Genomic DNA, 13,845 nt, shown 5'->3' with positions numbered 1-13,845 from the left:
GGCGCCGAAGGCGACTCAGGGGGGATCATGAGATCAATGAATCCGCATGCCGGGCTGGGCGCCGGGGAAGGGTTCCAGCACATAGATGCCGGGGTGGGCCTTCTCGTCGGCATGGCTGGCGGCCAGCACCATGCCTTCGGACAGGCCGAATTTCATCTTGCGCGGAGCCAGATTGGCCACCATCACCGTCAGCTTGCCCTGCAGCTGCTCAGGCTGGTACATGCTGCTGATGCCGCTGAACACGTTGCGGGTCCTGGGCTGGCCGTTTTCGTCCTTCTCGCCCACGTCCAGCGTCAGCTGCAGCAGCTTGGTCGAGCCTTCGACCGTCTTGCATTCCAGAATCCTGGCGATGCGCAGATCGACCTTGGCAAAGTCGTCGATGCTGATGGTCTCGGCCAGCGGCTCGCCGCCGGGGGCATTGGGGTCGATCACGGGCTCGGCCTTCTTGGCAGCCTTCTTCTCGGCCTTGGCGGGTTCGGCGGCGGGGGCGGCCTGGCCGGCGGGCGCTTCGAACAGGGCTTCGAGCTGCTTGGGATCGACGCGCTGCATCAGATGCTGGTAGATGCCGATCTGGTGGCCTGCGCCCAGGGGCTTGACCACGTCGGCAAAGCTCTCGGGCGGCACGATGAGGAATCGGGCCACTTCGGCGGCCACGCCGGGCAGGATGGGGCTCAGGTAGATGGTCAGGATGCGGAAGGCTTCGATGCAGGTCGTGCACACATCGTGCAGGCGCGCATCCATGCCTTCCTTCTTGGCCAGTTCCCAGGGTTTGTTGGCGTCCACATAGCTGTTGACCTTGTCGCACAGCAGCATGATCTCGCGCGCGGCGCGGGCGCTGTCGCGAGCCTCGTAGGCGGCGACGATGGCGGTTTGCTGCTCGCGCAGCGCGGCCAGCAGGGCCTGGCCGTCTTCGCTTACCTGACCCAGCCTGCCGTCAAAGCGCTTGCTGATGAAGCCTGCGGCGCGCGAAGCGATGTTCACGTACTTGCCGATCAGGTCGGAGTTGACGCGCAGCATGAAGTCTTCGGGATTGAAGTCGATGTCTTCGTTCTTGCCGTTGAGCTTGGCGCCCAGGTAGTAGCGCAGCCACTCGGGGTTCATCTTGAGCGACAGGTACTTGAGCGGGTCGAGGCCGGTGCCGCGGCTCTTGCTCATCTTCTCGCCGTTGTTCACGGTCATGAAGCCGTGCACGCAGATCCTGGTCGGTGTCTTGCGGCCGCTGAACTTGAGCATCGCAGGCCAGAACAGGGTGTGGAAGGTGATGATGTCCTTGCCGATGAAGTGGTACTGCTCCAGGTCGGGGTCGGCCATATAGGCGTCGTAGTCCTCGCCGCGCTTGTTGAGCAGTTCCTTGAGCGATGCCAGATAGCCCACGGGCGCATCGAGCCAGACATAGAAGTACTTGCCCGGAGCATCGGGGATCTCGATGCCGAAATAGGGCGCGTCGCGGCTGATGTCCCAGTCGTCCAGGCCTTCGCTGGTCGAGCCGTCGGGGTTGGTGCGAACGCCGAACCATTCCTTGATCTTGGCCGCCACTTCGGGCTGCACATGCTTGCCGTTCTGCGTCCATTCGGTCAGGAAATCCACGGCGCGCGGGTCGGAGAGCTTGAAGAAGAAATGCTCGGACGACCTCATCACCGGCGTGGCACCCGACAGGGCCGAGAACGGATTGATGAGGTCGGTAGGCGCGTAGACCGAGCTGCAGACTTCGCAGTTGTCGCCGTACTGGTCCTTGGCGTGGCAGCGCGGGCATTCGCCCTTGATGAAGCGGTCGGGAAGGAACATGTTCTTCTCGGGATCGAAGAACTGCTCGATGGTGCGGGTTTCGATGAAGCCGGCCTTCTTCAGGTCCAGATAGATCTGCTTGGACAGCTCGTGGTTTTCGGCGCTGTCGGTGTTGCTCCAGTTGTCGAAGGCGATGTGGAAGCCGTCGAGATACTGCTTGCGGCCGGCGGCGATGTCGGCCACGAACTGCTGGGGCGTCTTGCCGGCCTTTTCGGCGGCAATCATGATGGGCGCGCCGTGGGCGTCGTCGGCACCCACGAAGTTGACCGCATTGCCCTGCATTCGCTGCGCACGCACCCAGGTGTCGGCCTGGATGTATTCCATGATGTGGCCGATGTGGAAGTTGCCGTTGGCGTACGGCAGGGCGGTGGTGACGAATAGTTTGCGTGCGGTCATGAGGAAACAGCTTTCACAGAGAACCCGTCATTCTAGAAGGGCTTGGCATCAGGCTGCGGGCGCGGGTTTTGCGGCGGTGCCCGCCGAGTTCGTTCGGGAGCGGCATTCGCTTTGCTTTTTATAGCTAATTACATAGTGCACATATTGTTTTCAAGCTGAAATTAATAGTAATTCTATGAATATAAAGCGTAAGCAGCTTCAAAATTGGAAGCGATAGCCGAGGCTGCGCTCAGCCCACCGAAGGCCTTTTGTTGCGATACATGTCCTGGTCGGCCACCTTGAGCAGGCTTTGTGCATCCTGGGCATCCCTGGGATATAGGGCCTGTCCCACGGATGCGCCCACGGTCACGGCTTCGCCCTCGGGAATGCCTTGCAGCGTGCCCAGCGGCTGCTGCAGCGCATGTTCTATCTTCAGGCGCACGGCCTGAACCTGCTCCTCGTCGCTGACTCCGCGCAGGATGAGGATGAACTCGTCGCCGCCCAGGCGGGCAACGACATCGTCGGGGCGCAGCAGATTGCGCAGGCGCAGGCTGATCTCGGCCAGTGCCAGATCGCCGTTGTCATGGCCCCAGCGGTCATTGAGCGGCTTGAAGCGGTCCAGGTCCACAAACAGCAGGGCAAACGGGGCGGCCATGTTCTGGCCGGGCAGGGGGCGGGTGAGTGTGGTCAGAATATGCTGCAGTGCGCTGCGGTTGCTGGCTCCGGTCAGTGGATCGGTAAACAGGCTGTGGCGCATGCGGTGGAAATTGTGGGCCAGCTCACCAATTTCATCGCGGCGCTGCACTTCGATCGGCGTGTCGATCTCGCCCTGGCCGACGCGGCGCACGGCGCGGGTCAGCGAGCGCATATCGTTGGCCACGGCACCGAAGATGCGGGTGCCGATGACGACGGCCACGACCAGGGCCAGCAGGCCCAGGCTGCCCACCAGGGCCATATGGCGGTAGACGCCGGCCAGCATGTCCTTGTGCGGCACGGCCACCACGGCCATCCAGTCCTGACCGGCTCCATTGCTCAGGCGCCGATAGGCAATGCGAATATGGTTGTGCCTGTCATCTTCGAGCAGGGCCGTGCCGGGGCCCTCGCTGGACAGCGAGGACTGGAAGGCGCCCTGGATTTTTTCGTACACAGCCTGAATCAGCGGGTCCTGGCTGTTGGCGGCGGTCATGCGCTCCAGCTTGCCGTCTTTGCGCTGGTGGATGTTGGGCATGCCGGTGGCTGCGATCAGGGAGCCGTCGGCCTCGATGATGAAGGCCCGGCCATGTTCGCTCAGATGCAGCTGGTTGACGAATTCGTTGAGCGCGCGCAGCGAAATGTCAGTGGCCACAACACCCTCGAGACTGCTCTTGATGGAGAGAATGCGGCGTGCGCGCGTGAGCACCAGGTCCTTGGCACTGAAGTCGATATAGGCAGGAGTCCAGATCACATCGGCCGACTGTGCCGCAAGCTTGAACCAGGGGCGCTGGCGTGGCTCGAACAGATTGGTTTCGGTGGATTCGTAGATCGGCTCGGCATGCATGCCGGCGACCTTGAAGTAGCTGCGGTGCTCGCCGGGCAGAGTCTTGAGGCGCAACTGGCCCAGTTCTGGAGCCACTCGCTTGAGAGCAATGCCCTGGCCTGCGATATTGGCGTAGTACACATAGTCGTTGGGTCGGGTATGCAGCGAGGTCGCCACCCACAGCCGGGAGATCAGGTCGGGAATATGTTCGCGGATATCGGCGGCCACGGACTCGCCGCTGGGGAACGCAGCCTCCAGCACGGCACTGGACGGGTACAGGTGGCGATCCACGATCAGCGCGATGCGCTCGGCTTTCTCTTGCATCACCTGCTCGGACAAGGCGGACACCGTGTTGCTGCCGGTCCAGTACCAGAGCATGCCTAGAGCCGATGTCAGCAGCGCAATCAGGGCAACAAAAGGCAGGATCAGCGAAAGCTTGAGCGATTTGGAAGCGCGGATGGGCTGTGGGGATGGAGTCACTAGGCGGTTGTCGGAGCGATGATGAAGGTCATGCAAAGTGTCTCACGCATCATTTGCCAGGCTCCTCTCGCATCATTAACATTTATTACATTTTTTGGGGCCAACCCAGGAAGGCGCACAGCTCCTCACTTCGGGCCAGTGCGTCTTTGCGGCCCAGTGCTATCAGTTCACGGGTATAGCCTTGCTCAAACAGCAGGTAGCTGGCCAGCGCACCGTCACGCATGGGGTTGCCCGTGCCTGCGCGCACGCCCAGCGTGGCCAGCAGGGTGCGCACCGGCAGCGGCAGCTTGTCGATGTGGCGCGTGGCAATATCGTCGATGCGCTCGCTGGGGGTGATGGCCAGTACCTCGATAGGGCGCAGCCGGCTGTGAATGCGCTCGGCCGGAGAAATCAGGCTCAGTGTGTGATTGATGCGTTCGGCACGCTCTATGTCCACAGCCAGCGTGTCCAGAAAAATGCTGGACAGCGCGTGCCCGGCCACCTGGGCAAGTGTGGGATAGCTGGCATCGACCTGCGGCTGGCTGCTCACAGGCTCGTGGCGTCTGCCCGCGCCGACGACCAGCAGTTTGCTGGCGCCCAGATGAATCGCTGGTGCCAGGGGCGCAGTCTGGCGCATGGAGCCGTCGCCGAAATGCTCGAGATGTCCGTCCATGGGCAGCGGCATGGCTGGAAAGATGAAGGGCAGGGCCGACGAGGCCAGCAGGTGATCGGCGGTCAGCAGGGTCTGCACGGCCTTGCGCTGGTCGCGCACCCAGGGGCTCAAGGCCTCGCGAGTCTGAAAGAAAGTGATGTGCTGACCGCTGCTGTAGCTGGATGCGGTAATGGCCAGGGCGTGCAGATGACCGCTGTCGATGAGTTGTGGGATGCGCTCGAAAGGCATGAGGCCGCTGTTCATCAGGGTTTTGAGCGGAGCATTGTCCAGCAGCGAGCGCGGGCGCATGCGGCTCCAGCGGGCCAGCGCCCAGCCCAGCGACAACAGCGTCAGCCAGCGTGCGCCGCTGCGCAGCACGCTGAGAGAGTCGGCCTTGTAGATTTGCTCGGTATGCATATGGCCCCAGACATGCAACATGCGCCGCACTGCGCTGTCAAAGGCATCGGCATGGCAAGCCAGGGCTGCGACATTGATGGCGCCTGCCGATGTACCTGCAAGCACTGGAAAGGGATTGGGGCCATGCTGCAGACCGCGAGCGCGGCGCAGCTCGGCGATGGCGGCCAGCACGCCGACCTGGTAGGCAGCCCGGGCGCCGCCGCCGCTGAGCAACAGGCCGGTCTGCCCGATGCTGGAGCTAGGGCCTATGGAGCTCTGCCGCTCTGCTTCGGCAAGACTGGGTGGGAGGGTGGGAGAGAACTGCACTGCCGCCATGGCTGCAGTGTGCCCGGATTGGGCCGCGGGCGGTAGGTGGGCCGGGCCATCGAACGGGCCGGCGGCGGCCCAGGTGACAGTCTGCGGCGGCCGTCAGCTCTTTTTCTGGTTCTTGGCAATCAGCGTGGCGATGGACTTGGCATCCAGCACCACCAATTGATTTTGCGCGGCCCAGCTGGCGGCATTTTCGCCCAGAGGCTGCAGAGCCACGTAAACGCAGAGATCGGCTTTCAGCTTGTGTTGTGCGGCCTGCAGCTCGCGCAGCGGCTCCACGCCATGGGCGGCGGCTTTCCAGCGGCGCGCGCCGACCACGCTGGTCTGGCCGTTGCGCGTCAGCAGCAGATCGGCACCGGCCTGGTTCAGGCGCTGAACCTCATAGCCTTCGGCTTGCCAGGCTGTCTGCAACTGTGCACTGAAGTCGGCCCAGGACTGCTCGGCGATCACCTGCTGAATCTGCTCCAGCCTGGCCGGGCTGGGGGCCCGCAGCTGCTTGTAGCAGGCAATGCAGCCGACGACGAAGAACGGGAAGGCTCCCAGAGCGGCAAAAGGCGAAATGTCCTTGGGGAACACCGCTAGCGACACCAGCACCACCGCAGCGCAGATCGCAAAGCTGATCCACCAGCGTGAGCGCATCAGGACTGCAAACAGAGAATTTTCGGCCATCTTCAATTTCACGGGCTGTCTCTCAAATCTTGGGCAAAGGGCTGCATTGTCTCCTGTGCACAGGGGTTGGACAGCTTCGCTAGACTATCCCTCATTGAAGAAACCTCTGGAAAACTAAATCCAATGGCTGTTACAGAACAAGCGCTTCTGAGCGCGTTGACCACCGTGCTTGATCCGCACACTGGCAAGGACTTTGTGAGCACGCGCGCCCTGCGCAATCTGCAGATTGCCGGTGACGATGTCTCGTTCGATGTGGAGATGGGCTATCCGGCCCAGAGCCTGCAGCCTGCCCTGCGCAGCCAGTTCATCGCTGCGGCCAGGACTGTGGCGGGCGTGGGCAATGTCTCGGTCAACATCACCACCAAGGTGGCCTCGCATGCCGTGCAGCGTGGCGTGCAGTTGCTGCCCGGCGTGAAGAACATCATCGCCATCTCGTCCGGAAAAGGCGGCGTGGGCAAGAGCACGACCACGGCCAATCTGGCGCTGGCGCTGGCCGCCGAAGGTGCCCGCGTGGGCATTCTGGATGCCGACATCTACGGCCCCAGCCAGCCCATGATGATGGGTGTTTCGGGCAAGCCCGAAAGCCATGACGGCAAGACCATGGAGCCGCTGGAGAACCACGGCGTGCAGGTCATGTCCATCGGTCTGCTGGTCAACAACGACCAGGCCATGATCTGGCGCGGCCCCATGGCCACCCAGGCGCTGGAGCAGATGCTGCGCCAGACCAACTGGAAGGATCTGGACTATCTGCTGGTCGATATGCCGCCCGGAACCGGCGACATCCAGCTGACGCTGTCCCAGCGCGTGCCCATGACGGGTGCCGTGGTGGTGACCACGCCCCAGGACATCGCCCTGATCGATGCCAAGAAGGGCATTCAGATGTTCGAGAAGGTCGGCGTGCCGATTCTCGGCCTGGTCGAAAACATGGCTGCCCATGTCTGCACCAACTGCGGCCATGTCGAACATATCTTTGGCGCAGACGGCGGCAAGAAGATGGCAGGCGAGCAGAACATCGACTATCTGGGGGCGCTTCCCCTGTCGCTGCAGATCCGTCTGCAGGCCGACAGCGGCAAGCCCACGGTGGTGGCCGAGCCCGAGAGCGAAGCCGCACAGGTCTACAAAAAGGTGGCACGCGATCTGGCCGTGAAGGTGGCTCTCAAGGCCAAGGACTTCTCCAGCAAGTTCCCCACGATCACGGTTAGCAGCAATACCTGATGAACCTTCTGACCTCCATGCGTTATCTGGTGGCGCTCAACGAGCACCGCCATTTCGCAAGGGCGGCGCAGGCCTGCCATATCACGCAGCCTGCACTGTCCAATGCGCTCAAGGCGCTGGAGGACGAGTTCGGTGCCGTCATCGTCAGGCGCGGCCGCGTGTTTGGCGGGCTGACTGCCGAGGGCGAGCAGGTGCTGGCCACGGCACTGTCCATGCTCAGGGCCGAGGAGGCGCTGAGACAGGATCTGAGCGCCGCAGCCGGCCAGCTCAAGGGTCTGCTGCGCATGGCTGCCGTGCCTACGGCCATCCCCATGCTGACGCGCTTTGCCGCGCTGCTGCGGGTCCAGCACCCGGGCATCACGCCCATGGTGCTCTCCATGAGCTCGCTTGAGATAGAAACCGGACTCGAAGATCTCTCGCTAGATCTGGCCCTGGGCTACAGCGAAAGGCTGGAGTCGGGCCGCCGCACGGCACGCAGCGCCCGCATCACCATGTGGCCGCAGTATCAGGAGCATTATTTCCTGCTCAGTCCTGCGGCTGAGGAGCAGAGCCAGAAACCTGTGAAATGGGCTCAGGCGGCCAGGCTGCCGCTATGTCTTTTGACGCCGGACATGCATAACCGGCTGATTGTGGACCAGAGCTTTGTGGCAGCCGGCTGCGAGGTCAGTGCGGCCATGGAGACCAATTCCGTGCTGAGCCTGATGCTGGCCGTGACCGAAGGCGGTCTGCACAGCGTGCTGCCCGGTGCGCTGGTGGCGACGCTGCCCGAGTCGGCCCGGATCTCGGTGCGTCCTCTGATTGCGCCCAAGGTGCAGACGGCCATTGCTTTCCTGACCCCTTCGCAGGAGCAGGCGACCCGCGCGCAGCAGGCCGCGTTGGCGCTCATGCAGTCCCAGGCCTGGCGCCAGCAATGTGCGAGCTTTGCCGGGGCCGTGCGCTGATTTGCAATTTGAATCGCGTCATCAATTCAAAGAATTTGACCTGAGATACGGCCGGGGCTGAAATACGGCATGAGACAAAGGGCGCTGGTGCGCCCTCATAACAAGGTCGCCCCATGCCCCATCACCCTATTGCGCAGCCGCAGGAGGCTGCGCCGCTGCTCAGCCCCGAACAGCGGGACGCCCTGACGCACTGTCTGGCCCGCTTTGGTCAGGAACCCGGTGGCCTGCTGCCGCTGCTGCACTCCCTGCAAGATGCGCTGGGCTTCATCCCGCGCGCCGCCGTGCCCGCCATTGCCGAGGCCCTGAATCTTTCGCGTGCCGAGGTCCATGGTGTTGTCAGCTATTACCCGCATTTGCGCGAGCAGCCGCATGGCAGGACGCTAATCCAGATCTGCCGGGCCGAAGCCTGCAAGTCGCGTGGTGGCGATGCACTGTTCGCCCATGCGCAAGAGACACTGGGCTGCCAGGCCCATGGCACGAGCGCCGATGGCAGCGTGACGCTGGAGCCTGTCTACTGCCTGGGGCTGTGCGCCCAGTCGCCGGCCGTGATGGTCGATGAGAGCGAAGTCCATGCGCGAATGACTGCGGACCGGCTCGATGCCCTGCTGGAGGAAATACAGCAAAAACGACTTGAAGCCAAGGCAGATGAAGCGCAAGCAGCTATCGAAAATGAAGCTGTTGCTGCCACGCGCATCTATGTGCCGCGCGATGCCGCAGCCCTGGCCGTGGGCGCGGATGCGGTGGCCCAGGCACTGCAGCGCGAGTGCGAGGCGCGAGGCCTGGCGGTGGAGCTGGTACGCAACGGCTCGCGCGGCTTGCTGTGGCTGGAGACCCTGGTCGAGGTCGAGACTGCACAGGGCCGTGTGGCCTACGGCCCGGTTCAGGCGGCTGACGTGCCGGGTCTGCTGGACGCCGGCATGCTGCAGGGGCGGTCCCATGCGCTATGCCATGGGCTGACCGAACAGATGCCTTATCTGGCACGGCAGGAGCGTCTGACTTTTGCGCGCGTGGGCATCGTCGATCCGCTGAGCCTGCGGGATTACGAGGCCCATGGCGGCTGGCAAGGCCTCAGGGCCGCTGCAGCCATGGCGCCCGAAGCCATCGTCCAGCAGGTGCTGGACTCCGGCCTGCGTGGTCGCGGCGGGGCGGCATTTCCCGCGGGGATCAAATGGAAGACTGTTGCGGCTGCAGAGAATGTGGGAGCAGGGCCGCAGAAATACATTGCCTGCAATGCCGATGAAGGCGATTCGGGCACGTTCGCCGACCGTCTGCTGATGGAGGGCGACCCGTTCTGCCTGATCGAGGGTATGGCGATCGCTGGTCTGGCCGTGGGTGCGACTCAGGGCTATATCTATGTGCGCAGTGAATATCCGCACTCGATTGCGGTGCTGAACGAGGCGATTGCACGCGCCAGTGCGGCGGGCTGGCTGGGCGCCAATGTGGCCGGCAGCGGTAAGGCGTTCTACCTGCAGGTGCGCAAGGGAGCGGGCAGCTATGTCTGCGGCGAAGAGACCGCCATGCTGGAGAGCATCGAAGGCAAGCGCGGCATTGTGCGCGCCAAGCCGCCGCTGCCCGCGATCGAAGGCCTGTTCGGCAAGCCTACGGTCATCAACAATGTGATCACGCTGGCGACCGTACCCATCATCCTTGCCAGGGGCGCGGCCTTCTATCAGGGCTATGGCATGGGCCGCTCGCGCGGCACGCTGCCGTTCCAGCTCGCGGGCAATATCGCGCGTGGCGGACTGGTGGAAAAAGCTTTCGGCCTCACGCTGCGCGAGCTGGTGCAGGACTTTGGCGGCGGCACGGCCAGCGGTCGGCCCATCAAGGCCATTCAGGTTGGCGGCCCGTTGGGCAGCTATGTGGCGCCCGAGAACTGGGATGATCCGCTGGACTACGAAGCCTATGCAGCCAAGGGCAATGTGGTCGGCCATGGCGGTCTGGTCGTGCATGACGACAGCGCCGATATGGCGCAGTTGGCGCGCTATGCCATGGAGTTCTGCGCCATCGAGTCCTGCGGCAAGTGCACGCCCTGTCGCATCGGCTCCACGCGGGGAGTGGAGGTGATAGACCGCATCACGCGTCAAGGCGGTGCAGAGCATGCGGCCAATGTGGCGCTGCTCGAGAGCCTGTGCGACACCATGCAGCATGGCAGCCTGTGCGCCATGGGCGGCATGACCCCCTATCCGGTGCGCTCTGCGCTACAGCACTACCCGCAGGACTTCGGTATCGAGCCCGCGCAGACCGTGAACCCCGCCTGAGGAGAGAGCCATGCTGGAACATCTGAAGAACACCGATTGCGGAACGCCTGCCAGCCTGTCCGAGGAACTGGTCACGTTGCATATAGACGGCCGCGAGGTCACCGTGCCCAAGGGCACATCGCTGATGCGCGCCGCTGTCGATGGCGGCATCAAGGTGCCCAAGCTCTGTGCCACGGATTCGCTGGAGCCCTTTGGTTCCTGCCGGCTGTGTCTGGTGCAGATCGAGGGGCGCAAGGGCTTTCCTGCGTCCTGCACCACGCCTGCCGAAGCGGGCATGAGGGTGCGCACCCAGAGTCCGCAGCTGCAGGAGCTGCGCAAGGGCGTGATGGAACTCTATATCTCCGACCACCCGCTCGATTGCCTGACCTGCTCGTCCAACGGCGACTGCGAGCTGCAGGACATGGCCGGAGTGGTCGGCCTGCGCGAGGTGCGCTATGGCATGGATGGAGCCAACCACTTCAAGGGCGAGGCCAAGGCTGAGGTCGATACCTCCAACCCGTATTTCAACTACGACCCCAGCAAGTGCATTGTCTGCAATCGCTGCGTGCGCGCCTGCGAGGAAACGCAGGGCACGTTTGCACTGACGATCAGCGGACGCGGTTTCGAGTCTCGCATCACGGCAGGTCAGGGCGACGGCTTCATGGCCAGCGACTGTGTGAGCTGCGGCGCCTGCGTGCAGGCCTGTCCCACGGCCACTTTGCAGGAAAAGACCGTGGTCGAGCTGGGGCAGAGCGAGCACAGCGAGATCACGACTTGCGCCTACTGCGGCGTGGGCTGCGGCTTCAAGGCCGAGATGAAGGGCGAGCAGGTGGTGCGCATGGTGCCCTGGAAGGACGGCAAGGCCAACGAAGGCCATGCCTGCGTCAAGGGGCGTTTCGCCTGGGGCTATGCCACGCACAAGGACCGCATCACCCAACCCATGATCCGCGCCAAGATCACCGATCCCTGGCGCGAAGTGAGCTGGGAGGATGCCATTGCCCACGCGGCCAGCGAGTTCCGCCGCATCCAGGCCAAGCATGGCAGGGACTCGATTGGCGGCATCACCTCGTCGCGCTGCACCAATGAGGAAACCTATCTGGTGCAAAAGCTGATCCGCGCGGCCTTCGGCAACAACAATGTCGATACCTGTGCGCGTGTCTGTCACTCGCCCACTGGCTATGGCCTGGGCCAGACCTATGGCACGTCGGCAGGCACGCAGACCTTCAAGTCGGTCGAGCACTCCGATGTGATCATGGTGATAGGCGCCAATCCCACGGCGGCGCACCCGGTGTTCGGCTCACGCATGAAAAAGCGGCTGCGTGGCGACTCCCGGCGTGCCGGCGCCGGCCTGATCGTGATCGACCCGCGCGAGATCGAGCTCGTCAACTCGCCCCATATCAAGGCCGACTACCACCTGCAGCTGAAGCCCGGCACCAATGTGGCCATGATCACGGCGCTGGCCCATGTGATCGTCACCGAGGGTTGGCTGGCCGATGCCTATATTGACGAGCGCTGTGATGCCAAGTCCTTTGCGCAATGGAAGGAGTTCGTCGCCAGGCCGGAGAACTCGCCCGAGGCCACGGCCGACATCACCGGTGTGGCTCCCGAGCTGGTGCGTGGTGCGGCGCGGCTGTATGCATTGGGCAGTGCGGATCATCCGCAGGGAAGGCAGGTCAACTCCGCCATCTATTACGGCCTGGGCGTGACCGAGCATGCCCAGGGCTCGACCATGGTCATGGGCATTGCCAATCTGGCCATGGCTACGGGCAATGTGGGTCGTGAAGGTGTGGGCGTGAATCCCTTGCGCGGGCAGAACAATGTCCAGGGCTCCTGCGACATGGGCAGCTTTCCGCATGAGCTGCCGGGCTATCGCCATATCTCGGACAGCATCACCAGAGCCGAGTTTGAAGGCGCCTGGGGCGTGAAGCTCAGTCCCGAGCCGGGTTTGCGCATTCCCAATATGTTCGAGGCCGCGCTGGAAGGCAGCTTCATGGGCCTGTACTGCGAGGGCGAGGACATCGTGCAGTCCGACCCGAACACCCAGCATGTGACGGCAGCGCTGTCGGCCATGGAGTGCGTGGTGGTGCAGGACATCTTCCTCAACGAAACCGCCAAGTACGCCCATGTGTTCCTGCCCGGATCGTCCTTCATGGAGAAGGACGGCACCTTCACCAATGCCGAGCGCCGCATCTCGCGCGTGACCCAGCTCATGCAGCCGCTGGCCGGCTATGCCGACTGGGAGGTGACGCAACTGCTGTCCAACGCGCTGGGCTATCCCATGAACTACGCCCATCCACGCGAGATCATGGCCGAGATCGCGGCACTGACCCCGACTTTCGCGGGCGTGAGCTACGAGAAGATAGAGCGCCTGGGCAGCGTGCAGTGGCCCTGCAACGAGGGCACCGAAGAGGCGGGCACGGCCATCATGCACCAGGATAGATTCGTGCGTGGCAAGGGCCGCTTCATCATCACCCAGTACGTGGCCACCGATGAAAAGGTCACGCAGCGCTTTCCGCTGCTGCTGACCACGGGGCGCATTCTCTCGCAGTACAACGTGGGCGCGCAGACGCGGCGCACGGCCAACAACCAGTGGCACGGTGAGGACAGGCTCGAGATTCATCCGCATGACGCACAGGACCGTGGCATCCGCGATGGCGACTGGGTGGGCATTGAAAGCCGCGCCGGCCAGACGGTGCTGCGCGCCACGGTGACAGAGCGCATACAGCCCGGCGTGGTCTACACCACCTTCCATTTCCCCGAGTCGGGCGCGAATGTGATCACCACCGACAGTTCGGACTGGGCCACCAACTGCCCCGAGTACAAGGTGACGGCCGTGCAGGTATTGCCCGTGGCGCAGCCTTCAAGCTGGCAGCAGGGCTACAGGCGTTTCAACGACCAGCAGCTCGGTCATCTGGCCGCAGCCCAACTGGAGATGGGAAGTCAGTGATGGATGTGAACAACCTGATCCGCATGGCCAATCGCATAGCCGAGTTCTTCGAGGCCATGCCAGAGCATGACGAGGCGCTCGACGGTGTGGCCCAGCATATCCAGAAGTTCTGGGAGCCGCGCATGCGGCTTCGCATTCTGGCGGCTTTGAATGAGCCTTCGGAGGCTGCGCAGCTGCGGCCTCTGGTGCGCGATGCGTTGCGCAAGCATGCCGCGCGGCTGAGGCCTGTGCAGGCATAGCACAGTGCGCCAGACGGTAGCGGCATGCATCCATCCGGAATGTGTTGCGGGTATATTGGGTCTTTAGATCCCTGATCTGAGCCG

Annotated in this window: 9 protein-coding genes; 5 read left to right on the top strand and 4 right to left on the bottom strand. The window is 63.4% G+C overall.

Annotation, left to right across the window (positions count from 1 at the left end; genetic code table 11):
* Positions 1–33 precede the first annotated feature (33 nt).
* The 4 genes from metG to MPZ60_RS20030 all read right to left on the bottom strand — a co-directional run bounded on the left by metG (position 34) and on the right by MPZ60_RS20030 (position 6,182).
* Entirely contained in the window at positions 34–2,181 is a 2,148-nt protein-coding gene (metG, locus tag MPZ60_RS20045; protein ID WP_034355689.1) for a methionine--tRNA ligase, read from the bottom strand.
* Between the two features lie 229 nt (positions 2,182–2,410).
* Positions 2,411–4,156, bottom strand: a complete 1,746-nt coding sequence (locus MPZ60_RS20040) for a diguanylate cyclase (protein ID WP_034355686.1) — start codon at positions 4,154–4,156, stop codon at positions 2,411–2,413.
* Positions 4,157–4,241: 85 nt separating this feature from the next.
* The gene (locus MPZ60_RS20035; RefSeq protein WP_052057609.1) at positions 4,242–5,519 is read right to left on the bottom strand and encodes a patatin-like phospholipase family protein; all 1,278 of its coding nucleotides are present in this window, start codon (positions 5,517–5,519) and stop codon (positions 4,242–4,244) included.
* 93 nt (positions 5,520–5,612) lie between these two features.
* Positions 5,613–6,182 carry a restriction endonuclease gene (locus MPZ60_RS20030; RefSeq protein WP_003065830.1) on the bottom strand — a complete coding sequence of 190 codons (570 nt, stop codon included), beginning with the start codon at positions 6,180–6,182 and terminating at the stop codon, positions 5,613–5,615.
* A 123-nt stretch (positions 6,183–6,305) separates the two neighbouring features.
* Here MPZ60_RS20030 and apbC point away from each other — a divergent pair, with 123 nt between their 5' ends.
* The 5 genes from apbC (at position 6,306) to MPZ60_RS20005 (ending at position 13,761) form a co-directional block, all read left to right on the top strand.
* On the top strand, positions 6,306–7,397 hold the full coding sequence (apbC, locus tag MPZ60_RS20025) for an iron-sulfur cluster carrier protein ApbC (protein WP_034355683.1): 1,092 nt from the start codon (positions 6,306–6,308) through the stop codon (positions 7,395–7,397).
* Positions 7,397–8,338: a LysR family transcriptional regulator gene (locus tag MPZ60_RS20020; RefSeq protein WP_034355681.1), complete on the top strand. Its 942-nt coding sequence runs from the start codon at positions 7,397–7,399 to the stop codon at positions 8,336–8,338. The genes apbC and MPZ60_RS20020 overlap by 1 nt, the downstream gene beginning before the upstream one ends.
* A 113-nt stretch (positions 8,339–8,451) precedes the next feature.
* The gene (locus MPZ60_RS20015) at positions 8,452–10,596 is read left to right on the top strand and encodes a formate dehydrogenase subunit gamma (protein WP_034355679.1); all 2,145 of its coding nucleotides are present in this window, start codon (positions 8,452–8,454) and stop codon (positions 10,594–10,596) included.
* A 10-nt stretch (positions 10,597–10,606) separates the two neighbouring features.
* On the top strand, positions 10,607–13,522 hold the full coding sequence (gene fdhF, locus MPZ60_RS20010) for a formate dehydrogenase subunit alpha (RefSeq protein WP_034355676.1): 2,916 nt from the start codon (positions 10,607–10,609) through the stop codon (positions 13,520–13,522).
* Positions 13,522–13,761, top strand: coding sequence for a formate dehydrogenase subunit delta (locus MPZ60_RS20005; protein ID WP_034355672.1), 240 nt, complete (start codon positions 13,522–13,524; stop codon positions 13,759–13,761). Before fdhF ends, MPZ60_RS20005 begins: the two co-directional genes overlap by 1 nt.
* Positions 13,762–13,845: the final 84 nt, after the last annotated feature.

Origin of the sequence: Comamonas sp. 7D-2 (assembly GCF_022749555.1) — a bacterium.
In the GTDB taxonomy this organism is placed as follows: domain Bacteria; phylum Pseudomonadota; class Gammaproteobacteria; order Burkholderiales; family Burkholderiaceae_C; genus Comamonas; species Comamonas thiooxydans.
Note: the sequence above shows the minus strand (reverse complement) of the source record. Positions and strands in the feature narration are given on the sequence as shown.